The organism is Streptomyces roseochromogenus subsp. oscitans DS 12.976, from assembly GCF_000497445.1.
GTDB lineage: Bacteria > Actinomycetota > Actinomycetes > Streptomycetales > Streptomycetaceae > Streptomyces > Streptomyces oscitans.
In genome coordinates this window covers 6,041,535-6,064,140 of sequence record NZ_CM002285.1, presented here as the reverse complement: position 1 = coordinate 6,064,140, position 22,606 = coordinate 6,041,535, and the positions used below count along the sequence as shown (strand labels likewise).

Here is a 22,606-nt window from a genome sequence, read left to right as displayed (position 1 = left end):
GGCAGGCTCGAAAGCCTGCCCCTGCCATTTCAGCGGACCGGCACGAGGACCCCCGCGAGGCCGTCATCGTCGTCCGGGCCAACTCCGTCTCCGGACGACTTCCAAATCAGCCCGTCCACCTGCCTGGCAATGTCAGTCCGCACCGCGTCAACCATGTGCTGATAGCGAGCGGCCATGGCCGTGGTCGACCACCCCATGAGCCCCATGACAGCCCGCTCCGGCACGCCCAGGATGAGCAGCACAGTTGCAGCCGTGTGGCGCGCGTCGTGCAGACGCCCGTCCCGTACCTTCGCCTCTGCCAGAAGATCCTTCCACTCGGTCCAGTCTCGGCGGTGGGATGGGCTACGGCCATGCTCATCCGGGAAGACCAAGCCGTTCTCCTCCCAGAGCTTCCCGGCCGCCGTTCGCTCCGCTTCCTGCGCCTTGAGGTGCGCACGGAGTAGGTCAACGAGCTGTTCGGGGAGACCGACCGCACGACGGCCGGCACGCGACTTGGTGGTGGACAACTCCGGGTTGGTTCGTCGCCTCTGCGGGCAGTACCCGGCGGCCTTACGTCCGCAGGGCTCCGCGCACCCGTGGGCGTACTGCGGCCGGTGGCGACTCCGCCGGACAACGAGGAACCCACCCTCAAGGTCCACGTCCTCCCACGTCAGCCCCAGCACCTCCCCTTGACGCAGTCCAAGGGCGAGGGCGACGGCCCACCGTGCGGAGTTGCGATGCTGGTCAGCGGCCTTCAGCAATCGTTGTACCTCTTGGACGCTGTAGGGCTCCACCTCGTACTCCCCCGTCTTCGGGGCCTTGGCCAACTGAACGGGGTTCTTGCCGAGATGGCCCCGCCGTACGGCCTCATTCAAGGCGGTGCGGAAGGTTCGATGCACCTGGTGAGCGGTCGCGGGCTTGCTGCCGCTGGCCTGCATCTTGGCGTAGAAGGCCTCGATGTGCTCGGGCTTGAGCCTGTCGAGACGGTGGGCGCCCAAGCCGGGGATGAGGTGCTTCCGGACCGCAACGCCGTACCCAACCATCGTGTTGTCGTTGACCGCGAGGGGTGCGACGTTCTCAACCCAGTGCGTCAGCCACGCCTTGACCGTCCACGCCTTGCCGGGCTTCTTCACGGTCTTGGTGTCGCGCTGTTTCTCCAGCTCTCGGACAGCGTCCGCCACTTCGGTCTTGGTCTTGCGTTCGACATGGCGGCGGTCCGGCGTGCCGTCGTCGCGGACGCCGACGGTGACGCGGCCGTGCCATTTGCCGTCCTTGCCGAAGTAGATCGAACTACGGCCGTTGGGCTGTCGGGTGCGCTTCTTCTTTTCCTCTGCCACAGGCAGGCTCCTGTTTCTTGGTGTCGGGATGGGGACCGGGACCGCGGGCTGTCCTGTCCGGGAGTGCCGCCGCCCCGGGCGTCGTCAAGCGGAGCGTTGGGCGGTGCGGAGACGGGTCGCGTACGCGGCCGGCGCGTCGACCGGGACCCTGCGGAGTCCGCCGACCATGACGGACTCCAGTTCGCCGGTGCGGATGAGCGCGAAGCATGTGGTCCGGCCGATGCGGAGTCGGCGGGCGGCCTCCTCGACCTTGAGGAAAACGAGGGTCGGGTCATCGTCGGCGGGGATGGCGGGGGTGTCGTGTTCGTCCACGGCTCACTCCTGTGGGGCTGAGTTCATGGGCAAGTGCCGCCGCACAAACCGCAATATCCGCAGAAAACCCGAGTAGGGCCGTTGACCTGCGGTGTTGCGGTGTCCGGGCGGTGGTGGGCGGTGCTCCGCAGAAACCCGCGATATTCCGCAAAAATCAGGGGCGGCCGTCGTCCGGTCACGGCGCACCGGGGGTGCTCGGTTTTTGCGGAATATCGCGGCATTGTGCGACGGGACCCCGGCTGGGGTGGGGCCAGTGGTCCCATCGCAGGTCAGCGGGGGTGTCCGGGGTTTTCTGCGATTTCGCGGTTTGTGCGAGGGGGGTTGTGTGTGCTGGCGGGGGTCACCGGCCGCCGTGGCGCAGGGACGGGTGGGCGGTGAGGCGGGGCGCCGGTGGGCGTCCGCGCTTCCCGGTGCGCTCGGGTTGGTAGGACCGCAGGTATCCGTGGTCTTCCAACAGTGCGAGGGCGGGTTCCAGGTCGGCGACGGTGGGAACCTCGCTGCGGGACAGCACGCTGAAGACGTCCCGCCGGCTGACGTCCTCCCATGCGTTGTCCCTCAGCGCTTCCAGGACGCTGCGGGCGCGGGACAGGACCGGGTCGGCGCCCATGGCGTCGAACACGGCGAGGGCGTGGGCGGTGTAGTAGTCCCCCAGCTCGATCGCCGCGTTCATGGTGTCCTCGGTGACGGGGTGGGCGTAGCCGTTGCCGCCGTGTTCGGCGAGGTGCAGCAGCGCAGCCATGCGGGCGGTGGCACCGGCGAGCTTTCCGGCCCAGTTGGAGATGTGGCCCAGCTTGCCACCGCGTGCCTTGAGCTGCGGTTCGATGCGCTTCTGATAGGCGATCAGTGCCGCGTCCGCTTCCGGGGTGAGCTGGATGACGGCCGGGTCGGTCCACTCCGCCAGGGACAGGGCGAGGTCGATGACCCGGGCGGTGTAGGTGGCGGCCGTCTGCTCGGGGACCGGGTCGGTGATGATCTCGCGTTCACCGACCGTGGACACCGGCAGGGAGTACAGGAAGCGAGCCAGCAGTCCGCGTCCCTCGAACCCCTTCACCTTCCCGATGTCCCGCAACACGTCCGGCTGTACGGCGAGGCCGATGGTCAGCGCGGGGGCGTCGATGTACTCGCGGCGGGTCTGCCGGTTCACCCGCAGCCGGTCCCCGGCATGCCCCTTGAGGAAGACTTCCATGTTGGGGGCGCCGGAGTAGCGGCCGGCGATGATGTCGAAGATGCCGCCCTCCGCGCTCATCACCGACAGCCGTCCGCCCTGTTCCGCCATGAGCGAGGTGACCGTCTCGGGTGTCGAGTCGTCCGCCAACAGGACCGGTTCGGCGGGGACGGTGAGCGTATCGGCGGTCTGTGCGAGGCCGACGGCGGTGGCCACCATCTCATCGCGTTTGTCGCCGTCGGCGGACGCGGCCTTGGCGGCGGCTTTGTCCGCCGCTTCCTTGGCCAACCGCGCCGTCAGCTCCGCTTCGACGATCACGGGCTTCATCGCGGTCTTGAGCTGCTTCTCTGCCTCATAGAGGGGGTTGGTCAGCAGCGCGAAGACGGCGGACTTGCGGTTGGCTGGCGGGAGCGCCACCACCGTGTAGAGGTTGGTCGGCTCACGCCAGTTGCCGCGCACGTGGACCACCGACCGGCCGCCGGCTGCCGTGGCGAGGACGGCGAGGGCGATCGATCCGGCGAGGTCCACCGGGGTCTGCGTCTCCTGCGCGACGGCCGCCACGAACTCTCCCAACCAGGCGGGGAGGACGTGGGCGGGGAACGGGGGACGCTCACGGCGGCCGGTGAGGGGAATGGGGTCCTCCCACACGTCCGGTGCCGCGTCGTCCTCGCCGGGCGGGTCTTCCAGGGTGGGCAGTCCGGCCCACAGGTCGGGGCTGTCCACAGGCTGTGGAGTCATGAGGCTGCCCTCCCTTCGGCGGTGGCGGTGTGGGGGCAGACGCCGACGCGGACACGGGCGGTCAGCCTGATGACGGCGGCACGGCCCCGGGCGCGTTCATGGTGCCCGCAGGCACAGAGCCAGTCCGCGACCGGTACGCCCTCGCACCGGATCTGAAGACCCGGGGTGATGCCGGTGACGGTGACCGTCTGCGGGTCAGAGCCAACGGCAGAAAGGACGCCCTTGCGGGCGGCGACCTTCGGTTCGCCCACGGTCGGCCGTGGCGGGCCCTGTACGGCGCCGTGAGGGCCGTTCGCGGGGGTTCGGGATGCTTTGTTCATGCCGCGCGCTCCACAGCCGCCTCAAGGCCGTTGGCGACCGCACGGCGGGCGTAGGCCTCGGGGACGCCCACCAAGACGGCGGCGGTCACGATCTCTTCCTCGATCGCGTCCAGTCCGCACGGTCCGGGGCACGCGGTGTGCTGTGCGGCGAGAAACCGGGCAACCCCGAACGCCTGTGAGCCAGCCCCGGATTCGGTCCGGGCGTGTACGAGGGCGAGGCCGCGTTCCAGGCCGGTGCGGACGTAGCGCTCGGTGTGGCGGCACCCGGTGGCCACCGTCCGGTCCCAGGTGGCGCGCGTCGGGATAGAAGAGGCCACCCCGCCGCGCGCGGGGGTGGTTTCTTCCTTGACCACCAGGTCGCGGACGGCCGACGGCAGATCGGTCATACGGCCGGTCCCGAAACCAAGCCAACGGACGTACTGCATGAGCGACTTGACGTCCACACCGGGGCGCACTGCGTTGGCCGACCGCATGGTGCCCCGGTAGATCCAGTGCTCACCCCGCGTCGTCGGCACGATCCGGGTGGCGGGCAGGGTCGCACGGGCCCACGCGACCGCCGCCGCATCGTCCAGGTCCACCACGGTCACCCCGGCCCCGCCCGGGTGGTAGGCGACCGCCACGGCGCGACGCCATGCCGCCGCCCACGCGGGCGAGGTGAGCACGCGCGGGTTGGTGGTGGCGGCGGCCCACCCGTGGCACGGGGCCGGGCAACGGCAGGGCCCCTCCGCCTTCATGTTCGGCCGGTCCCCGCAGCGGCTGTCTTTGCAGTCGGGGCAGTTGCCGAACGGCTTCTTACCCTGCCGTAGGGGCAGTGGCGGCACGCCGGCCGCCGCGAGGGCAAGGGCGGTGCGCAGGAGGCTCCCGTCCGGGTGATTCCCGTCGGCGGCACGCCGGGCCTTGCAGTCAGGTGTCATGCTGTAGGTCTCCTGTTCTGCTACGTCGGGATAGGGAGACCGAGGGCGGTGGGCTGTCCTTGTCCGGGAGTGCCGCCGCCCTCGGGCGTAGCTAGGACTGGGCCGGGCTCAGCGCATAGCAGCGCCGGTGGCGGGGCCCGTGTTCGGTCAGAAGCCCGAGCCGGGCAAGTGCCTTCAGGTCGCCGCGGGCGGTGGCTCGCTTGGGGGCGATGCCGAGCTGCTGGTAGAGGCCCATCACGCGGCCGGTGGTGATCTGTGCGCGCGGGTTGTGGTGCGCGTCGATCAGTAGGGCGGTCAGGCGTCGAGCTTGGTTGGATGTCACCGCTCGTACTCCTTCCTGGTCAGTCGTCGCAGTCGCAGTTCTCGGGAAGCTGCCGGCAGTCGGAGCATCGGGGGCAGTCGCAGCCGCAGGGGTGCAGGACGCCGACGCATGAGCACTGGCACATGCCCTCGCCGCACGGCTCCTCTTCGGGCTCGTCGTCCGGCCCGCTGTAGGTGAGGGGGCTGACGGCGCTGTGGGCAAGGTCCAGGCACTGGGCGAGACCACTGGCCTGTTCCATGGCCGTGACCAGGAATTCCTGGACGTTGGCGACATGCCTGTTCGGGTCCCAACCGTCGGCTGATCCGAGGTGCCCGATGGTGGCCAGGACGTCCAGAGCGGTTCCGATCTGCTCGATGGCCTGCGGGAGCCGTTGGGCGAGCGTCTTGAGGGCGCCGATGGCGTCGTACGCGTCGCCCGGATACGGAAAGGTTGGCGTCTGGTCGGGGCGGGGGAAGGTGAGGTGGTTGAACTCGCGGACGGCTTGAGCAGCGTCAAGGGCGAGCTGCGCGGGGTCCGTGGCGGTGGTCACGGTGGGGTCTCCTAGCTGAGTTCGATGTGGGTGGCGTACCAGGTGCGGTTCTTGCGGGCGCCGTCTTGGCGGACCCAGTCGGCGACGAGCGTGCGGGCTTCGGCATCGGAGTTGGCCCGGACGGTTCCGGCGGCTTCGCCGTCGTTGTGCTTGCCGTCGCTGACAGTGGCGGTGCAGCGGTAGGTGCGCGTCATTGGCCTCTCCGTCACTGCTGGTTGGTGGTCTTGGCCCACACGCCGCGCGTCGTGGTGTGGACGTTGCGCTGGTCCTGGTAGACGGGGCCGGTGTAGTGCTGGTGGACGTCCGGGGCGGGCTGGGACCGCTTGGCGAGGCGGGCGAGCGCGAGCACGAGGGCGGTGGGGGCGCCGAAGACGATGGCGCACACCACGGGGTTGGCGGTCTGGGAGACGTACATGACCACGGCGGCGGTGAGCCCGACCATGGAGACGCTGGCCCCGCCGGTGAGCATGAGCACGCTGGCGTCGGTGGCGCCCTGACTCATCGGCGGCCGGCCCGGCTGGGCCACGGGCGGGGTGCTGCCGTAGCGGGGCAACGGGCTGTCGTCGCGGTGCACGGTCGGCACCTCGGGCGCGGGCCGGTAGGCCTCAGCGATGATCCGGCGGGCCTCAACGGTGGCCTCGTCCTCGGTCATCCCGACAGCCGTGGGGGCTGTCGCGGGGGTGTTCTCGGGGGTCATGCGGAATCCCTTCCGGTGCTGGTCACGGGTTGGGGATGGAGTGGACGACGGCGATAGCCAGGTGGTTGATCGGCCCGGAAGCGCCGGTGGAGGCGAGGAAGAACCCGAACATCACAGCCACGAACGCGGCACCGGCGCTGAGGCTGTGATTGCGCAGGAGGAAGAACAGGACGAGGCCGAAGAGGAAGACAAGCGAGACGGTCACGGCCATGGGGTGAACTCCCTGTCGGAGTCGGGGTGGTGGCGGTGGGGGTGTCGAGTGCCGGCGCGGTGGATGTCGCGTCCGGTGTTGAGCAGGCGGCGTCCCATGCGGAGCCGGTAGCGCTTCCCGTGGCAGCGGCGGCACAACTTGACCTTGCGGCGGCGGGCCTCCCGTATGCCGGTGCCGGAGCACTTCCGACACAGGACGAACGGGGCGACAGCACACAACACTGTGTAACCGGCGAGGAGCAGCAGGACAGCGAGGCTAGCGAGAGCCACGACGGCTCACATCCCTTCTCAGGGCGATTTCGGGGTGTTTCCGCAGGTGGGCCGCTAGACGCTAGTGAGCAGCTCAGCGGCCCTGCGGGGCGCTAGTGGAGGTGCTAGACCTAGCGGTGGCGGCTGCTAGGTCTAGCACCCCTGCTCGGGCTAGGCGGCGACCCGATCGGCGTTACGGCGCGTAATCGCGGCGACGACATCGGCGCGCTTGATGCCGCGCCGGTTGGCGCCCTCGCCGTCGTCGGTGGTGCCCCACACCTGCCCCGGCTTGATGCCCCACGGCTTGAGAGCGGCGGTGACGTTCTCGCCCTGCCAGCCGGCGTAGGTGCCGGGGTGGGCGGCGGTGAGTCGGACGGCGATGCGCTCGCACCACACGGCCTTCTCATCCTCAGCGATGACGTCGAGGGTGTCGGCGAGGATGTCGGAGCCAGCGCCGGTCTGCTCGGGGCCCTTGCCGATGGCGTGCCCGGTGACGTTGCCGTACTCCTCGCGCATCTTCCGGGCGCGGGTGACGACCAGCTCGGCCTTCGGGGCGTCCACGAACGCGCTCGCGACGATGCGCGGGTCGTCGCCCTCGCCGGCCATCCAGCAGATACCCAGGTCACGGCGGCTGAACATGGTCGCGCGGATACCCGACTTGTACATCGAGGCGCCCAACACCATGTCGTTGGCCTGGTGGGTCATGACCTTGAGGCAGAACCGCAGGATGGCGTTGGCGCTGATGCCGGGCGGCAGGCTCTTGGCGTCGGGCCGCTGGGTGGCGAACATGCCGATGATGCCCAGCGCCGGGCCGCGCTTGGTGATGTCGGTGCAGATGGACTCCAGCTCAGTGCCGTACTTCTCGTGTTCGAAGGGGATTTGGCACTCGTCGAAGCCGACGACGATCGGGTGCAGGCGCAGGCTCTTGTCGTTGGCCAGTTCCGGGGTGACCTTCGATTCCGGGCAGCGGGACTTGGGCAGGCTGCGAATCACCTTGGCCCGGCGCCTCAGTTCCTCCTTCAGCTCCCGCATGGCGTGCAGGACGTACAGGAGATCCTCGTCCTCCTCACCGGACCGGTAGCGGTGGCAGACGGGCTCCAGCGGGCCGAGGTCGCCGGTTCCCTTGAAGTCGAACGCGTACAGCTCGGCCCTGGGGTCGAGGGCGCAGATCAGCAGCAGCAGACGCAGCAGGAACGTCTTGCCCATGCGAGGCACAGAGCCGATGACGATCGCGGCGAACATGAGGGTGACCTCGACCCATCGCATCCGCTGGTCGTTGCCGAAGATGACGGGCTTGAACAGGTCGACTCGGCCGTCCTTCAGCAGGGGCCATGCCGGCTTCGTCGTCTCGTTCATGGGCCGGTCGCCGACCCACAGCACGAGACGTCCTTCGTGCTCGTCGGGGTCGCCGGACGGCCAGACGCAGCCTGTCTTGCGGCGCAGGCCGGAGGCGAGTGCCTCGCGCTTGTCCATGATGTCGTCCGGGGTGACGCCGTAGGGAAGGTCGAGGTCGGCGCGGTAGCCGGGCCCGTCACGGACGATTTCGCTGGTGAACCGCATCCCGTCCATGTCGCCGCCCTTCTTGATGGCGGCGCTGATCTTCGGGATTCCGATGCTGTCGAGTCCGCGCAGGACGATCGTGCCGGTGAGCTTCTGCAACTCGGTGCGCATCACCGCGGGACCGATCACCGGGGCGTCGGGCTGCTGTCCGCCCATGCCGAGCAGCAGCACCCCTCCGGCCGCGAACGCGTACAGGTACTCGGGGGCCAGGACGTACAGGTACAGGGCGAACCCGAGACCGAACACGGTCGCGACGACGGTGACCAGGCCGCGCAGCCGGACGCGGCCGGCGCGGAGCCGGGCCAGACGCATGTACTCCTCAACGTCCTCGGTCTTGACCGCGTACGCCCGCAGGGGCGCGGCCTCGCGGTCCCACACCCACCGGTTCGTCGATGCGACGAACCGGCACGCGCCCCTGGGCGCCATGAGGGTCAGGCGTCCGGCATACACCGGGACCCGAACCCCGTGGTAGAGCGCGGCGTAGCCAACGTTCGCGCCCGTGTGGCGGGCAGTGGCGAGGAAGTCACGCCGGTTGGTCAGCCATCCGGCCAGGACCGGCTTGCGCTTCTCGATGCGCACGTTCGGGTCCGGCAATGCGGGGTTGTCCACCGGGACGGGCGCTGCCGGGGCGTCGTCGTCGGGGGCGGTGTCGGGCACGGACTGCAGGTGCGGGCCCATCGTGCTGTCCGTCATGCTGAGTACTCCCTGCTGCTCACGGGTGGTGGGTGGCCCGGGGGCGGCCTGTTTCCTTGGCCGGGACGGCCGCCCCCGGGGCGTTGCTACTTGTCCTTGTTGGCGCGCTCTTCGCGCTTGCGGGCCTGCGCAAGGACGCGGTCGTACTTGCGCTGAAGGTCGCTCTGGTCGACCCGGCCGCCGTACTGGCGGTCGTCGGCGAGTCCGCGCTTGGCCATGCGGGCGACGTACCAGGCGAGTTGGGCCTTCTCGCCAGCGGTGAGGCGGGGCTGCTTGCTGCTCACGGCTGCATCTCCGATCCGGGCCGGACTGTCCGGCTCCCCACGGCCCCGGGGTGCGGATCCCCGGGGCCGCAGGCAGCCGTCAGCTCCCGCGCGGGCGGTCGTCGGTGCTGAAGGTTGCGTAGGGGCCGTCGGTTGCCTTCGGGGCGTGCATGACGGTGTCGACGGCCGCGAAGAGAGCGGCTCCGGCAGCGGCAGCCACAGCGAGACCGGAGTGACCGGTCTGGGTGGCCAGGCGCGCCGCGCCCTGGGCGGCGGAGTTGACCTTCAGAACGTTGGTCGGATCGTTGGTGGCGCTCATGATCCGGTCGTACAGGCCCATGACCTGGGTCCTTTCAACGGGAGAACGACAGGGGGATCAGGCGGCGCGCTGTTCTTCGGCGGCCAGGCACAAGCCGCAGATGCCGTGGGTGCGCGACATGCAGTAGCTGTAGGTGATCCGGCACTTCGGACAGGTGCGGCGGGCGAGCATCGCCAAGGCGAGGGCGCCCCACTTCCGCGACGTCATCGGCCGGACGGGGCGGGCGCGGTCGAGGCGGTAGAGGTAAGCGACCTTGACCCCGCCCTGGCGGCGGTTGACCCTCATGAGCTGCGCCGCTATCGGCTGGCCTCCCGGACGCAGACCCTGTGCCCGTAACTGCCGGCGCGTGGCCAGACCGTCCGGGGCGAGCCGCCACGGGTAGGTCGGGACGCCGTAGCGGGCGCCGGTGGGGTCGTAGCACTTGCCCCACGCTGCGGACATCAGGAGACCGTCCCAGCAGCGGCGGCGCGTTCGGCCAGCAGTGCATCACGCAGGATGCGGGCGTTGGCCGGGGAGACGTGCAGTTCCCGGCGGAGCCGCTCCCCGGTGAGGTGGATCTGAGGCCAATTGGCCGTCAGGGTCCGGGCCTCATCGAGGAGTTGTTCCGGGGTGCGCTTCACGCGCGGGCTCTTCGCCGATTCCGGCACCCGGTACGTTGCCCGGACCGCCGGACGGGTCGACTCAGCTGCCAGCGGTCGCCCCGATCGAGTCGACTCCGGCGGGGTCGATCCGGTCGGGGCGGTGAGGGCAGGGACGGGCTTGAGCAGCAGACTCGACTTGCCCATGTTGGCCGGGACCGGATCGGGCACCGGCAGGCGGGTCAGCGTGGCCGTGACCGGGGTCGATTCCGGCAGGTCAGCCGTAGACCGAATCCTCTTGGTCTGGGCCGATTCCTCCGCATTCGCGGAGTCGTCGTCGGCTGGGTCGATCGAGGGGATCGAGGGTGCCGCAACCGGCTCGGTGGGACCCCAGACCGGGAGTTCCCAGCGGGGCGCTGCACCGGACGTGGTCCGGGATGCCACGCTGGCCAACGCCCTGCCGGTGTCCTCACCGGCCTGCGCCGTCTCCAGCTTCGACCACGCCCGCGAGAGCGTCTTGGCGGTCTTGGCCTGGACGCGTGCGACACGGGCCCCGGCATCGGTCACCGCTGTCAGCCGGGTGGCTTCCGCGCCGGCCGTGGCGCGGAGACGGGCGCGGTCCACGGCCGCCTTGTCCCGGGCCTCCTGCTGGATACCCCGGATCTCCTCCAACGCGGTCGAGGTGAGCGCGGTGCGCTCCCACAGCCCGTGGACCAGCCACAGTGCCTTTGCCGCGATGGGCAGCCACGCTACGGCCAGCCACGCGCCGGCTGAGCCGGTGGTGAGCGCGTGGGCGACCAGGACGCCGGCCGCGATGAGGCCGAAGCACCAGCCGACGCCGGTCACGACGTTGCTGTGGTCGCCCTGGGCTGCGAGTCGGCGTTCGTAGGCGAGGGTGGCCAGCCATCCGCCGTCGATCCCGAGACCGACGACCAGCGCGACACCCTCGTGAATCGACGGGCCGAGCCACATCACAACCACGGCCAACGTGAGGACCATCGACACCGCCGTCATCGCAACGGCCGGCAGCACAGTCTTCGCACCGGCGGGCAGCTTGATCCGGGCCTTCATGCCGCTTCCCCCGTTCCGGGGCGGTAGCCGCGAGCGACACGCGGGAACGAAACCGTGTGCGTCAGGGCCTCCGCGTACGCGGCGTCCAGGGCGGCGATCTCGTCGCCGGCCGCCGCCTGCTCGCGCAGGTCGGCGAGGATGTCGCGGGCCGCGTCCGACCGGGCGTCGGCCCCGGGGAACGTCACGGGGCGCAAGGGGCCACGGAACAGCTCGACGTCGATACCAAGGGGGGCGTCGAAGGGATCGAGGTCAACGCCGAGGGCCAGTTCCGCAAACTCCAGGTCGCCGTAAGCCTCCTGGCCGGCGACGAAGGTGCGCATACGCATGGTGGGTCTCTCCTTGAACGTCGGGAAAGGCGCGGGGCGGTCAGCTGTCCTGTCCGGGAGTGCGACCGCCCCGCGAAGCGGGGTTCAGAAGCTCTGACGGGTGCCACCGGTACGGGTCCGGCGGTTCGAGCTGCCGTCAGCGCTGTACGACGGGCTTGTCCATGTCGCGGTGCCGGACAGTCACCTTGTGACCGGCGTCGCCCAGCAGTTCGGCGAGGGCGCGGGCGACGGTCAGGCCCGTCGCGGACGGACCGGTCGCGAACGCCGCCACGGCGGCCTCCGCCGCCAGCACCAGCGCCGCGACACCCGGGGTGCCCAGCACCGCCGCCCGCACGGGGGCGTCGTCGGCGGTCATGTACCGCAGTTCCGGCGAGACGTGCGGGTCGCGGAGGTGGTGACGCAGATCGACGGTCAGGTGTGCGGTGGGCGGCTGACCGTGCAGGTAGCCGAACGAGACGATCTCAACGGGAATCGTGCGTCGGGGAACAACAGGGATCCTGTGCTGGGACATGGCGAAGCTCCTGACTGCATCGGATGGATGACCGAACGCGGCGGGCTGTCCTGTCCGGGAGTGCCGCCGCGTCCGGAGATGAGGGCCAACGCCGCACGTCGCGGCGGGCCAAGTGGCCCCGGGCGGAAGTTGATTCCGCGCCCTCACGGCTGGATGCCGGGGCCGACGGTCGTCACCCGGCCGTCACGGGGACGGGGGCAAGCCCCGTCAAGCTCAAAGCACCCTGTTGAGTTTTCAAGGAACCGACGCTTCCTTCGAGCCCCTTTCGAGGGCCCTCCGGGCGTCGTCGTTGCAGTACCTGTTTTACAGGTATCGCATGAGGGTCCGTCAAGTACCACGACGGAACCTCTTGGTTTTGCGCCGGAACTTCTTGGCGCACCATCAGAATTGCTGCAGGTCAGGGGAGTTGGTCACCCCATACATGGACAGCTCGGGGAGTTCTCACTACCGTCAAGAGGTCCCTAGACGTCCCACCGGGGGGTGCAGATGTCCAACGAGCGTTTGCGGTCAGCACTGTTGGCGCGTGGTATGACCGTTCAGGACCTGGCAGATGAGATCGAGGTCAACCCAAAGACGGTCGAGCGCTGGATCACGCAGGGGAAGGTGCCGTACCGCCGGCACCAGTACGCCACCGCCGCAGCACTCCAGGTCGACGTCACGACGCTGTGGGACGACGGCCGCACGCTGGAGAGCGCAACCGACTTGACCAAGGCGGAGATTGTGGCCGTCTACCCGCATCGCCACACGGTGCCGGCGAACCTGTGGCGTGAGATGTACGCGCGAGCCGAGAAGAACCTTGACGTTCTCGTCTACTCCGGGCTCTTCCTGTCGGAGGATCCCCTGTTCATCGACCTTCTGAAGAAGAAGGTCGAGGGGACCACTCAGGCTCGCATCCTGCTCGGGGACCCAGATTGTGAGGCCGTTCGGCAACGCGGCATAGACGAGGGGCACCGAATCATGGACGGCAAGATTCGGAACGCGTTGGTGAACTACCGGACGCTCTTCGAGAGCCATCCTGAGGTCGGCTTCCGGCTGCACGCCACAACGCTCTACAACTCGATCTACCGGTCCGATGACGAGATGCTCGTCAACCCCCACGTCTACGGCATCGGAGCCTACATGGCCCCTGTCTTCCACCTGCGCCGCATGCCGGGCGGCGGACTGTTCGACACGTACGCGAATAGCATCGAACAGACCTGGGGAGGCGCTCGCCAGGTTACGGACCGCGACATCATGGGAGCCTGATCATGGGACGCATTGACTACCTGCACGACCCCGACGCACCTCCGGCCAACTCGGTCGTCCCCTCCGTCGTGGCGTTCGTCCAGAACGACGCAGGACAGGTGCTCATGATTCAGCGGTCCGACAACGGGCGTTGGGCACTGCCCGGCGGCGGGCACGACGTGGGCGAGTCCATCAGCGACACCGTGGTGCGTGAGGTCTGGGAAGAGACCGGCATCAAGGCCGAAGTCGTCAACATTTCCGGAATCTACACCGACCCGGGACACGTGATGAAGTACGACGACGGCGAGGTGCGCCAACAGTTCAGCATCTGCTTCCGCGCCCGACCGGTCGGCGGTGACCTGCGTACGAGCAACGAAACGACGCAGGTCCGTTGGGTAGACCCAACGGACCTGGCGAAACTCGACGTCCACCCCACGATGCGACTCCGCATCGAGCACGCCATGGACCGGACGCGAGCGACCCCCTACATCGGCTGACGCTTGGCGGCGGCGACGCGTTCGAGTACGCGAGCCGTGCTTGCGCAGATCTCCGGCTCAGCGCGGCGGATGAACGTACCGATCAGGCTGTCCGGCCCGTAGCGGCCGGCAATCTCGTTGATCCGGTCCACAGGGTTTGTCGGCTCGCCGTCCGGCGTGGTGTTCATGTCGCAGTAGCAGAGCGCGTCATCCAGGTGCGCGCTCTCGCGCGGGAACTCGCCCTCCAACTCCTGGCGGAGGCCCCGGGCCTCGGCCTCCATCCACGCGCAGGAGTGGTGCGCCACTAGGTGCACGACCCGTTCGTCAGCGTTGGCGACGTCCCGCAGGTAGCGGGCACCGTCGAGCGGGTGGAAACCGGTCTTGGCGAGGTCGGGGGCGTAGCCGATGTCGTGCAGCACAGCCGCAGCTTCCAACAGCTCGGCATCTTCCCCGAGGATCAGCGCGATGGTGCGCGCCCGCTCGGCTACTCCGAGGCAATGCTTCCAGCGACGTGGCAACTGCTCAGCCAGCAGGGACTCAGCCACGGGATACGCCCACTCCGTCAGCTCCGACAAGCTACGAACGCCCCTCTCGATTCGGCACGGCACGGACGGTCCGCACCTTGCCCTGCCCTCCACTCGCCAGCACGCCGGCGGCCTCCAGCTTGTCGAGCGCCTTTGTCACGGTGGGGCGTGAGACGCTGAACCTGGTCGCGAGAGCAGATGCACTGGGGAACGCTGCCCCGGCTTCCAGGCGATCATCCGTGATGATGGCCGCGATCCGCTCCTCAAGCGGCCGACGGTCCACAACGTCCCCCGACCTGATCACTCGCCAGCGCCCACCGGGTACTGGCTCAGCGTCGCCGCTCCCCCGAAGCACCTGGAACGCTCGGAGCACGACACCACGCGAGACTGCGTACCGGTCCATGAGCTCTGAGACGGCGGGCAGTTCGGCCAACTCCTGATCCTCATCGATCTCGGCTTTCAACGCATCCGCGATCTGTTGAAAGGTTCCCCGCGGGCTCGCTGCCTGCGACACTCGCTCTCCTTCGCCCCGTACCCCATTCCATTGCAATGGGGCAAGTGTCGCACTGATCAGTTTCCCAGGTGAGCCCCCTGCCGTAGCACCGATCTCGCTGGGCCTTCCGCATCAGGCATCACCTACCGACCCATGCCTCACACGGCACTGACAGGCCTGCTGGCGTGGCTGCTCCTGTCGTCGTTGGCCTGTTGCAGCGACAGGCTTCCTTCTCGTTCATGCCGTACGTGGCCATCCGGTCCCGCTCGCTCTGCTCCCGCGCCACAGCGTCTGTGCGGAGTGACAAACGTGCAGTGACCCCGAGCACGATGGGCATACTGCTGACGTACCGACGCGGGGGCGGACGCCAGAACTTTTCATGGGAGGGGAACATGACTCAGCCATCTAGCTCAATCACTCCAGAAGAGATCAAACACCTCGAATTCATTCAAGCGGTCGTAACGAGACTAGGTAACGGCTCTTTTCTAATTAAAGGCTGGACGATGACTGCGGTCGGAATCTTCTTCGGAATCCTCGCTAGTCATTTGAGTTGGAAAATCGCAGCCACGGGGTTGATTCCCATCGCCGGATTTTGGTTGCTTGACAGCTACTACTTGCGTCAAGAGCGTCTTTTTCGCAGACTCTATGAGGACGTCAGGAACCCAGCCGTCGAGGTTTCACTATTCTCGATGAACGTCCAACCTTACCATTCAGCGGTCCCTTGGAAAGGTGTAGTCATGTCCCGCACTATGCTCAACTTCTACGCGACTCTTGCCGCTGTAGATGTCGCCTTCATCGGTGGCGCCTTGGTGAAAGCGATCGTTTCCTAGTTTCGGCATTCCAGGAACGACCCCCGCAAGCTATGTACCTTCGGGGGTCGCTTCTAGGCCTCTACACGCTGGCGCGAATCGCGATCGCTTCCTCCACCCACGATTCGAGATTCGCGGCAATGTGACCATATACCAACTTGCTCGACGAATAGGGCGGATCATAGGCCTTCACGATCGAGGAAAGACTCACCCCGCTGCTCCGCAAGCGGAAATCGTCGAACGGATTCCCTCCTTTCTTCGACTGAAGACCTTGGAGATTCTTCAGGTTGTGAATGTAAACCCCTACGACCCCTTTCCCTTCACTCCACGACTTTTCAATCTCGTATTTGATCCACTTGCGTCCTGCTGTTTCAGCGCCAATCAGTACGACTGTCGCTGACCGCCCTTTGAGCTGACCGTCAATCCACTGCTGGATCGCCGCCGACCCTTGTTTCTTCACCTTCTCCCAATCATTGTCGCCGAGCGGCTGGTTACCCTCCAACGCCCCAGCGTTTCGCACCAGCGCCGCGCGCGTACAGTCAGGGATGTAATGGAAGCTGTAGAAGACTTTCCGAGCCACTTCACTCCTCGCACAGAAATGACGGACGCATTGTGAGGGGCAGGCTACGGATAGCTCGACCCGGCCGCAAGCAAGTTGCAGTTTTTATTGCACTGCATCGGCCACGACTCGCCACGCCGAGCGCGTGCGAGCGGCTACCGTCGAGTAAGCTCACCCTCTGCTGACGAATGATCAGCGATCCAGACCTTGACAGGAGGTCGGAATGATGGCAGATGAACTGCGGGCCGAGGATTGCCCGTTCTGCAAGATTGCTACCGGAGTAGCGGCAGCCAAAAAAGTATTCGAGTCTGAGGAGGTGCTCGCATTCCTTCCCGTCCATCCTGCGGTGGTCGGGCATACGCTAGTTATCCCGAAGCGGCACATCCGGGATCTCTGGCACCTGGACGCAGAAACATCGGCCACCATCATGGAGGCTGTCCTCGTTGTCGCAAAAGGCATTAAAATTGCCTTGGCGCCCGAGGGGATAAATCTCATCAACTCATCCGGGGAGGCCGCTTCTCAGACGGTATTCCATCTTCACATGCACCTGGTTCCGAGATGGGCCGGCGACAGAATGGGAGCCATCTGGCCGCCAGACCAATCCTGGCCAGAGGGGCAAAGGGAAGCTTTGGCTAAGCGTATTCATGAAGGCGTCAACAGCGTTACTTGATTGGATGATTACTCTCGGCGGGATGGCAGATACTACCTAGTGCCATCTTTTGGAATCTGCTCAATTGCGTATCGTAGGGCTTCCGTGAGTTGCACCTCCAATTGAGTCGCATTCGCATATAGAATAAACTTACGAGAGCTGACATCGAAGTGTAGTTCAGTGTCATTTCTGGCAGTCCGGATCGTACGCTTTTTCATTCCCCTCGCTATACCCGCCTCGTAGTAGACATTAGGTCGATTCATTGTAAAGTCGGCGATAATCAGATCGGCTTCCCGGATCGTGTCTTCGATCTCGGGGACGATGTCGAAGTCACCTTGCAGTTCGTCGATACGAATCAGGTCGCGCCTTACTCCCACTGAGGCAGCCGCCCGCTTCATCGCTTCGAAATAGTCAACTAGGGCAGGTTCTTCATCCTCCCTAAATGACATGGAAACAAAAATCTTGGTCGCTGCAACAGCAGCCGATTTGCTAGGCTTGGTCGATGGAGCTTTCTCTTCTGCTACGATGACCCCTTGTCGCCGGTAAATCCTACCGTCGGCCGTGCGAATCGGCTTCACGGAATCCGGAAACTCAGGCACCCTAATAACTAGCAGACGCTTCCCATCCACGATCACGTTATGCATCGATATGGGAGAGAATCCCAAGTGTGTTGGAAGTAGCGAATAGGATACCTTCCTGATTGCTTCGCTCGCTTGATTAATTTCGCGTCCCCCCAGCCCTACAGGATTTCCACTGTCGTCCACCCCGTAGATCACAACTCCACCCTGGCTGTTCGCCAATCCGGTCACTAGTCTCGCGAATTGCGGAGATCCGGAGAAACGCAGCTTAAATTCTACGGTTACCGATTCTCCGCCCTGCAGGAGCTGGAGTACTTCATCCGGGAGCATCAGGGGCTTCTCCTTCTGGTCCATCATCATGCAGTTCGACGCCATGCCGGTCGGCTGAGCACAGCCGTGGTGCCCTCGCTCCGTCTCAGTTTCCGTCTCGTTCGCCACCGTACGCGGCTGTCCTGAGCCGTTCGCCCTGTTTCACCAGGCGCAGCGCCCGCACCGCTCTGAACGTCGGCGAACGCATCCGAATCACGCTCTGACCACCCCGGACAAACCTGCAAAGCGAGTTACGTGGGTTCGAATCCCGCCACGGCCTCTGGTAAGGGCGGCACTCTCGACAGGGTGCCGCCCTTCGGTGTTTGGCGGGCCTCGCGTTCAGAGGGCGCCGCCGGTCTCGTCTTGGAACTGTTGCGTCCAGTAGTGCCAGTCCGTGGTCGGAAGGGTGGCTGTGGGGTCGAGAGTGGTCAGGGTGTGGAGCATGGCGGCGGCCAGCTGGTCGTAGGCGCGGGTCGTCAGTTCGGCGGCGAGGTGGTCGTCGATCGTGCGCTCGTGGTGGAGGAGCCAGAGCGTGAAGGCGAGGGTGGAGACGTCGGTGTTGAGGGGGTGGAGCGTCGCCTCCGGCTCGCTGAAGGTCAGGACCGCGCCCGTTCTGCCGTCGACCACCAGGCTGTTGCCCCCGACCAGGTGCCCTAGGCGGATCAAGTGGTCTGCGTGGGCCGGGAGTTCGTCCAGTGGATGATCGCCGGTGTGGTCCTCGGTGGCGTACTCCCGGAGTGTCGGCAGCGGGACGTCCGCGTCGGCGTGGAAGAGGACCGCCTCCTCCGGCAGCCCGGTCTCGCGCAGGAAGCGCCGGGTCGGCTCGTGCGTGAGCGTCGCGGGGAAGTCGACCTCCTCGAAGCGGGTCACCCGGCCGTGCCCGAACTCCTGGTCCAGCAGGCGGGCCGGGACGTCCAGGGTCAGCCCGGACGCCGTACCGGGGCCCGCGACGAGGGCGAGCGGGCGGATCAGGGCCGCCGCCTTCCAGTACGGCGGGACCTTCCCGTCCGTGCCCTCCTCGAAGAGGGAGAGCAGCCGGCGGGTGGCCTCGGTCACCGTCCTGGGGCCGTACCGGCCCGCGAGGGAGGCGAAACGGCCGCGCAGGCCCGCCAGTTCCTCGGTGACCGCGGCGAAACGCAGGAGGGTGTCCAGGGAAGGGGCGAAGGGGCGGGCGCCGGACGGGTCGAAGAGGTAGGCCGTCGTCAGTTCGCCGGTGCCGCCGTCGAGCAGGATGGTCTCGCGCGCCATGCCCGCCGGGTTGAGCAGTTCGCCTATCACCAGCCGGTCCCGCAGTTCGTCCGCTACGCGGAACGGGCCGTCCGCGGCGTCGGCGAGCGTGCGCAGGCCGTGCCTGCGGAGCGGGGAGAAGGTCAGCAGGTCGGTGGCCGCGGGCAGTCCGGAGCCGCTGAGCAGGCCGCGCGTCGGCGCGTGCGTGACATAGCGGTCCAGCTCGGCCTCGGTCAGCGTGATCGCCGTAACCCCGGCGTCGGTCGTGCTCATCGCTCCCCCGCGATCTTCCCGTGCGTGACCGCGTGCGTCCTCGTACGCAGCCCTGGGCGGTTTCCCCCCACCGCTCAGCACACTACGCCGCCCCACTGACAACGGCCCTCACGGGAAAGGACGTCCGGCGCCACAGGCTCGTTGCGCGCCCGCGGGAATCGCCTCCATCACTGTCGCCCCGGGCTCACGTGAAGGAGATGCCGCCCAGCACCACGGCCGGCGCCGCCGGTGAACAGCGGGATCCGCAGGATCGACTCGCCCACGCCGGGCGGGGGTTCGTAGCGCTACTCGTCGGGCGTGTCGGGCGTGTCGATTGTGCTCACTGGGACGTGACCACCGCTGCCTGCGGGCGGATCGGGAGCCGGTTGACCGGGCGGCCGGTGGCCGCGCGGACCGCGGAGGCGACCGCGGCCGGTGCCGTCACGACCGGGACCGCGCTGACGGACTTGGCGCCGAAGGGCGCGACGACGTCCCGTTCCTCGACGAGTTTGACGATCCGGATGTCCGGGGCGTCCAGCGCGGTCGGCAGGGCGTAACCGGTCAGGTCGGGGTGGCGGATCAGGCCGCGGGGCGTCCGGAGGTTCTCCGTCAGGGCGATGCCGACACCCTGGGTCACGCCCGCCTCGATCCGCGCGGCCAGCTGGGTCGGGTTGAGGATCCGGCCCACGTCCTGGGCGACCGCCAGCTCCACCACACGGACCGAGCCCAGCTCGATGTCGACGTCCACCACCGCGCGGATCGCGCAGAAGGCCAGACCCACGAAGGCGTCGCCCTGGCCGGAGGCGTTGAGCGGCTCGGTGGGATGCGGGCGGCACTGGGCGGTGGCCCACAGCTCCTTGCCGTCCATCGCCTCGGTGACGGTGGTCGAGAGCACACCGTCGTACGAGGTGATCTTGCCGTCGGTGATCTGCAGCAGCTCGGTGGACATGCCGAACTTGTGCGCGAGGGGCTGCAGCAGCTGGGTGCGGACCATCTTCGCCGCGCGCTCCACCGCGCCGCCCGACACCCAGGTGTGGCGGCCACGGCAGCCCGCGCCGGCCGGCGGCTGGTCGGTGTCGACCGGCGCCACATGGACTTCCTCGATGCCGAGGGTCTCCTGGACGACCTGCCGGGCGAGGGTCGTGAAGCCCTGGCCGGTCTCCACGGCGGCGCAGAGGACGGTCGCGATGCCGTCGTGGACCTTGACCGTCGCCGTGGACACCTCGTCGGCGCCCTCCGCGCCGAGCATGTGCACCATGCCGAGGCCGTAGCCGACGCCCCGGCGCACCGCGCCCGGTTCGCCCGCGCCCTCGGGGCCGCCGGGCAGCAGCCACTCCTCCTCGGGGGTGTCCTTGGGCAGGGCGGGGAGCGGGAAGTCCCGTACCGCCTGCAGGAGTTCGGCGACCGGGGCGGGGCATGTCACCGTCTGGCCGATGGGAAGGACGTCGCCGGTGGCCAGGACGTTGCGCAGGCGCAGTTCGGCCGGGTCCAGGCCCAGCTTCTTGGCCAGCTTGTCCATCTGCGCCTCGTAGGCGGCGCACACCTGCATCGCGCCCTCGCCGCGCACATGGCCGGAGGGCGGGTTGTTGGTGCGTACGGCCCAGCCCTCGATGAAGGCGTTCGGGACGACGTACGGGCCGCACGCGAAGGAGACCGCGGCGGCCAGGGAGTCGGCGGAGGTGTCCGCGTACGCGCCCGCGTCCAGCAGGACCTGCGCCTCCACCTTCACCAACTTGCCCTCGGCGTCCGCGTGGTGGCGATAGCGCAGCAGGGTGGGATGGCGGTGGGCGTGGCCGAGGAAGGACTCCTCGCGGGTCGCCGTGAGCTTCACCGGGCAGCCGGTCTTCAGCGCGAGCAGCCCGAGCGGGAGCTGGAAGCCCTGGTCCTCGCGGTCGGCGGTGGCGCCCGGCACCCCGGTGACGACGATCTTCACCCGATCCGGGGACAGGCCGTAGCAGGCCGCGGCCGTGTTGCGGTCGGTGTGCGGGTCGGTGGAGGCCAGGTACAGCTCGACGCCGCCGTCGGGACGGGGCACGGCGAGGCCGGCCTCGGCGCCGATCGGAGCCGGGTCCTGGCGCCCTATCCGGTACAGGCCCTCGACGACGACCTCACCGGCCGCCTCCGGATCGCCGTGGTGCAGCGGGATGTGCCGGATCAGATTGCCGTCGGGGTGCAGGGGTTCCGCCTCGAAGGCCTGCTCCGGGTCGGTGACGGGATCGAGTACTTCGTACTCGACGATGACGGCGGCGGCGGCCATCCGCGCGGTGTCCGGGTGGTCGGCGGCGACGGCGGCGATGGGCTCGCCGTGGTGCCGTACGACCTCGGAGGCGAACACCGGCCGGTCGGGGGTGCCCCGGCCGTGGCGCGGGGTGCCGGGCACGTCCTCGTGCGTGATGACCGCGCGTACGCCGGGCATCTCGCGCGCGTGGCCGGTGTCGATGGACACGATGCGCGCGTGCGCGTGCGGGGAGCGCAGCACGGCCGCCCACAGCAGGCCCTCGGCCCACAGGTCGGCCGCGTACGGGAAAGTGCCCTCGGTCTTGGCGCGGGCGTCGGCGTGCGGCAGGGAGGCGCCGAGGCCGTGCGGCAACGCCTCCGCTTCGGGAGCGGGTTCCGCGGCGGTCGTCGCCGTGGCGGCTTCGTTGCTCACGCCTGGCCTCCGTCCTGGCCGTAGTGCCGGTCGTGCGGGTCATGCGGGCCCGGCGTGCCGTGCGGCGGCGTGCCGTACGCATCGGGCGCGCCGTACGGATCCGGCGCGTTGCCGTAGCCGACACCACCCGCCGGGGGCGTGTCGAACGCGCCCGGCGCCTCGAACGCCGACGGGTTGACGCCACCGGAGCCGGGGCCCGCCTGGTGGGGGATACGGACCTCGTCCGCGTCCGTCTCGGCATCGCCGGTGTGGGACGACGCCTCGCGTTCGGCGACGACCTCCTTGACGGCGTCGAGGACGCCCCGGTAGCCGGAGCAGCGGCACAGGTTGCCGCACAGCGCCTGCCGGGTCTCCAGCTCGGTCGGCGCCGGGTTGCCCTCCAGCAGGTCGTGCACGGTCATCGCCATGCCCGGCACGCAGAAACCGCACTGCACGGCACCGCACCGGGCGAGCGCGCGCTGCACGTCGGAGGGCTGTCCGTCGGCGGCCAGGCCCTCGACCGTACGCACCTCGCAGCCGGCCGCGGTGACCGCCGGGACCAGGCAGGAGGCCACCAGACGGCCGTCGACCTGTACGTTGCAGGCCCCGCACTCGCCCTGCGAGCAGCCGTCCTTGGCGCCCGCCAGACCGAGCCGCTCGCGCAGGACGTACAGCAGCGACTCGCCGATCCAGGCGTCGGTGACGGGCCGGTCGACGCCGTTGACGCGCAGGACGTAGGACGCGAGCGGGTGGTCGTCGTGCGGCGGCAGGGGCGCGGAGTGCT

27 protein-coding genes and 1 pseudogene are annotated in these 22,606 nt (G+C 68.2%); 4 read left to right on the top strand and 24 right to left on the bottom strand.

Annotated elements, in window-relative coordinates:
* Positions 1–29 precede the first annotated feature (29 nt).
* The 17 genes and pseudogenes from M878_RS75785 to M878_RS75715 form a co-directional block, all read right to left on the bottom strand.
* Complete coding sequence (locus tag M878_RS75785; protein WP_023550163.1) at positions 30–1,316, bottom strand: tyrosine-type recombinase/integrase; 1,287 nt, start codon at positions 1,314–1,316, stop codon at positions 30–32.
* A gap of 84 nt (positions 1,317–1,400) precedes the next feature.
* Positions 1,401–1,628, bottom strand: a complete 228-nt coding sequence (locus M878_RS75780) for an excisionase family DNA-binding protein (RefSeq protein WP_023550162.1) — start codon at positions 1,626–1,628, stop codon at positions 1,401–1,403.
* A gap of 340 nt (positions 1,629–1,968) precedes the next feature.
* A complete protein-coding gene (locus M878_RS75775) occupies positions 1,969–3,516 on the bottom strand; it encodes a YfjI family protein (RefSeq protein ID WP_023550161.1) in 1,548 nt (515 codons plus the stop codon).
* A gap of 331 nt (positions 3,517–3,847) precedes the next feature.
* Positions 3,848–4,765: a bifunctional DNA primase/polymerase gene (locus M878_RS75770; protein WP_023550159.1), complete on the bottom strand. Its 918-nt coding sequence runs from the start codon at positions 4,763–4,765 to the stop codon at positions 3,848–3,850.
* A gap of 91 nt (positions 4,766–4,856) precedes the next feature.
* Positions 4,857–5,087, bottom strand: coding sequence for a hypothetical protein (locus M878_RS75765; protein ID WP_023550158.1), 231 nt, complete (start codon positions 5,085–5,087; stop codon positions 4,857–4,859).
* 19 nt (positions 5,088–5,106) lie between these two features.
* A complete protein-coding gene (locus M878_RS75760; protein WP_023550157.1) occupies positions 5,107–5,616 on the bottom strand; it encodes a hypothetical protein in 510 nt (169 codons plus the stop codon).
* A gap of 11 nt (positions 5,617–5,627) precedes the next feature.
* Positions 5,628–5,810, bottom strand: a complete 183-nt coding sequence (locus M878_RS75755) for a hypothetical protein (protein WP_023550156.1) — start codon at positions 5,808–5,810, stop codon at positions 5,628–5,630.
* Positions 5,811–5,821: 11 nt separating this feature from the next.
* Positions 5,822–6,313 carry a hypothetical protein gene (locus M878_RS75750; RefSeq protein ID WP_023550155.1) on the bottom strand — a complete coding sequence of 164 codons (492 nt, stop codon included), beginning with the start codon at positions 6,311–6,313 and terminating at the stop codon, positions 5,822–5,824.
* 22 nt (positions 6,314–6,335) lie between these two features.
* Positions 6,336–6,524 carry a hypothetical protein gene (locus M878_RS75745; protein ID WP_023550154.1) on the bottom strand — a complete coding sequence of 63 codons (189 nt, stop codon included), beginning with the start codon at positions 6,522–6,524 and terminating at the stop codon, positions 6,336–6,338.
* Entirely contained in the window at positions 6,515–6,793 is a 279-nt protein-coding gene (locus tag M878_RS94845; protein ID WP_078630396.1) for a hypothetical protein, read from the bottom strand. Before M878_RS94845 ends, M878_RS75745 begins: the two co-directional genes overlap by 10 nt.
* Before the next feature lie 150 nt (positions 6,794–6,943).
* Positions 6,944–9,025, bottom strand: a complete 2,082-nt coding sequence (locus tag M878_RS75740; RefSeq protein WP_023550153.1) for a cell division protein FtsK — start codon at positions 9,023–9,025, stop codon at positions 6,944–6,946.
* An 86-nt stretch (positions 9,026–9,111) separates the two neighbouring features.
* Complete coding sequence (locus M878_RS75735; protein ID WP_023550152.1) at positions 9,112–9,309, bottom strand: DUF6257 family protein; 198 nt, start codon at positions 9,307–9,309, stop codon at positions 9,112–9,114.
* 79 nt (positions 9,310–9,388) lie between these two features.
* Positions 9,389–9,628 carry a hypothetical protein gene (locus tag M878_RS75730; protein WP_023550151.1) on the bottom strand — a complete coding sequence of 80 codons (240 nt, stop codon included), beginning with the start codon at positions 9,626–9,628 and terminating at the stop codon, positions 9,389–9,391.
* A gap of 36 nt (positions 9,629–9,664) precedes the next feature.
* The gene (locus M878_RS75725; protein WP_023550150.1) at positions 9,665–10,048 is read right to left on the bottom strand and encodes an RRQRL motif-containing zinc-binding protein; all 384 of its coding nucleotides are present in this window, start codon (positions 10,046–10,048) and stop codon (positions 9,665–9,667) included.
* A 464-nt stretch (positions 10,049–10,512) separates the two neighbouring features.
* A pseudogene (locus M878_RS000000101460) lies at positions 10,513–11,256 on the bottom strand (protein spdB); the annotation flags it as partial.
* The gene (locus M878_RS75720) at positions 11,253–11,582 is read right to left on the bottom strand and encodes a hypothetical protein (protein WP_425347913.1); all 330 of its coding nucleotides are present in this window, start codon (positions 11,580–11,582) and stop codon (positions 11,253–11,255) included. The gene M878_RS75720 and the pseudogene M878_RS000000101460, both read right to left, overlap by 4 nt.
* Positions 11,583–11,718: 136 nt before the next feature.
* Positions 11,719–12,093: a RapZ C-terminal domain-containing protein gene (locus tag M878_RS75715; protein WP_023550147.1), complete on the bottom strand. Its 375-nt coding sequence runs from the start codon at positions 12,091–12,093 to the stop codon at positions 11,719–11,721.
* Between the two features lie 486 nt (positions 12,094–12,579).
* Between M878_RS75715 and M878_RS75710 the strand changes: the two genes are divergently transcribed.
* Both M878_RS75710 and M878_RS75705 read left to right on the top strand, forming a co-directional pair.
* On the top strand, positions 12,580–13,338 hold the full coding sequence (locus M878_RS75710; RefSeq protein WP_031225807.1) for a helix-turn-helix domain-containing protein: 759 nt from the start codon (positions 12,580–12,582) through the stop codon (positions 13,336–13,338).
* A 2-nt stretch (positions 13,339–13,340) separates the two neighbouring features.
* The gene (locus M878_RS75705; protein ID WP_023550145.1) at positions 13,341–13,814 is read left to right on the top strand and encodes an NUDIX domain-containing protein; all 474 of its coding nucleotides are present in this window, start codon (positions 13,341–13,343) and stop codon (positions 13,812–13,814) included.
* Here the strand turns inward: M878_RS75705 and M878_RS48920 are convergent.
* Positions 13,802–14,368, bottom strand: a complete 567-nt coding sequence (locus tag M878_RS48920) for an HD domain-containing protein (protein ID WP_106962754.1) — start codon at positions 14,366–14,368, stop codon at positions 13,802–13,804. The two genes, M878_RS75705 and M878_RS48920, sit on opposite strands and share 13 nt — an antisense overlap.
* Position 14,369: 1 nt before the next feature.
* Positions 14,370–14,831 (bottom strand): GntR family transcriptional regulator, encoded by a 462-nt coding sequence (locus M878_RS75700; RefSeq protein ID WP_023550143.1) that lies wholly within the window; start codon positions 14,829–14,831, stop codon positions 14,370–14,372.
* A 371-nt stretch (positions 14,832–15,202) separates the two neighbouring features.
* On the opposite strand from M878_RS75700, the gene M878_RS94835 reads away from it, so the two are divergent.
* On the top strand, positions 15,203–15,640 hold the full coding sequence (locus M878_RS94835; RefSeq protein WP_078630395.1) for a hypothetical protein: 438 nt from the start codon (positions 15,203–15,205) through the stop codon (positions 15,638–15,640).
* Between the two features lie 61 nt (positions 15,641–15,701).
* Here M878_RS94835 and M878_RS94830 read toward each other — a convergent pair whose 3' ends face one another.
* Positions 15,702–16,199, bottom strand: a complete 498-nt coding sequence (locus M878_RS94830; protein ID WP_078630394.1) for a TIR domain-containing protein — start codon at positions 16,197–16,199, stop codon at positions 15,702–15,704.
* A 202-nt stretch (positions 16,200–16,401) separates the two neighbouring features.
* On the opposite strand from M878_RS94830, the gene M878_RS94825 reads away from it, so the two are divergent.
* A complete protein-coding gene (locus tag M878_RS94825; protein WP_078630393.1) occupies positions 16,402–16,848 on the top strand; it encodes an HIT family protein in 447 nt (148 codons plus the stop codon).
* Between the two features lie 32 nt (positions 16,849–16,880).
* Here the strand turns inward: M878_RS94825 and M878_RS94820 are convergent, their stop codons facing one another.
* The 4 genes from M878_RS94820 to M878_RS75685 all read right to left on the bottom strand — a co-directional run.
* Positions 16,881–17,843, bottom strand: a complete 963-nt coding sequence (locus tag M878_RS94820) for an AlbA family DNA-binding domain-containing protein (RefSeq protein ID WP_158692778.1) — start codon at positions 17,841–17,843, stop codon at positions 16,881–16,883.
* A gap of 210 nt (positions 17,844–18,053) precedes the next feature.
* Positions 18,054–19,214 (bottom strand): SUKH-4 family immunity protein, encoded by a 1,161-nt coding sequence (locus M878_RS75695; protein ID WP_023550142.1) that lies wholly within the window; start codon positions 19,212–19,214, stop codon positions 18,054–18,056.
* Positions 19,215–19,533: 319 nt separating this feature from the next.
* Complete coding sequence (locus tag M878_RS75690) at positions 19,534–21,843, bottom strand: xanthine dehydrogenase family protein molybdopterin-binding subunit (RefSeq protein ID WP_023550141.1); 2,310 nt, start codon at positions 21,841–21,843, stop codon at positions 19,534–19,536.
* The coding region (locus M878_RS75685) for a (2Fe-2S)-binding protein (RefSeq protein ID WP_023550140.1) at positions 21,840–22,606 on the bottom strand (767 nt) is incomplete at its 5' end. The genes M878_RS75690 and M878_RS75685, both read right to left, overlap by 4 nt.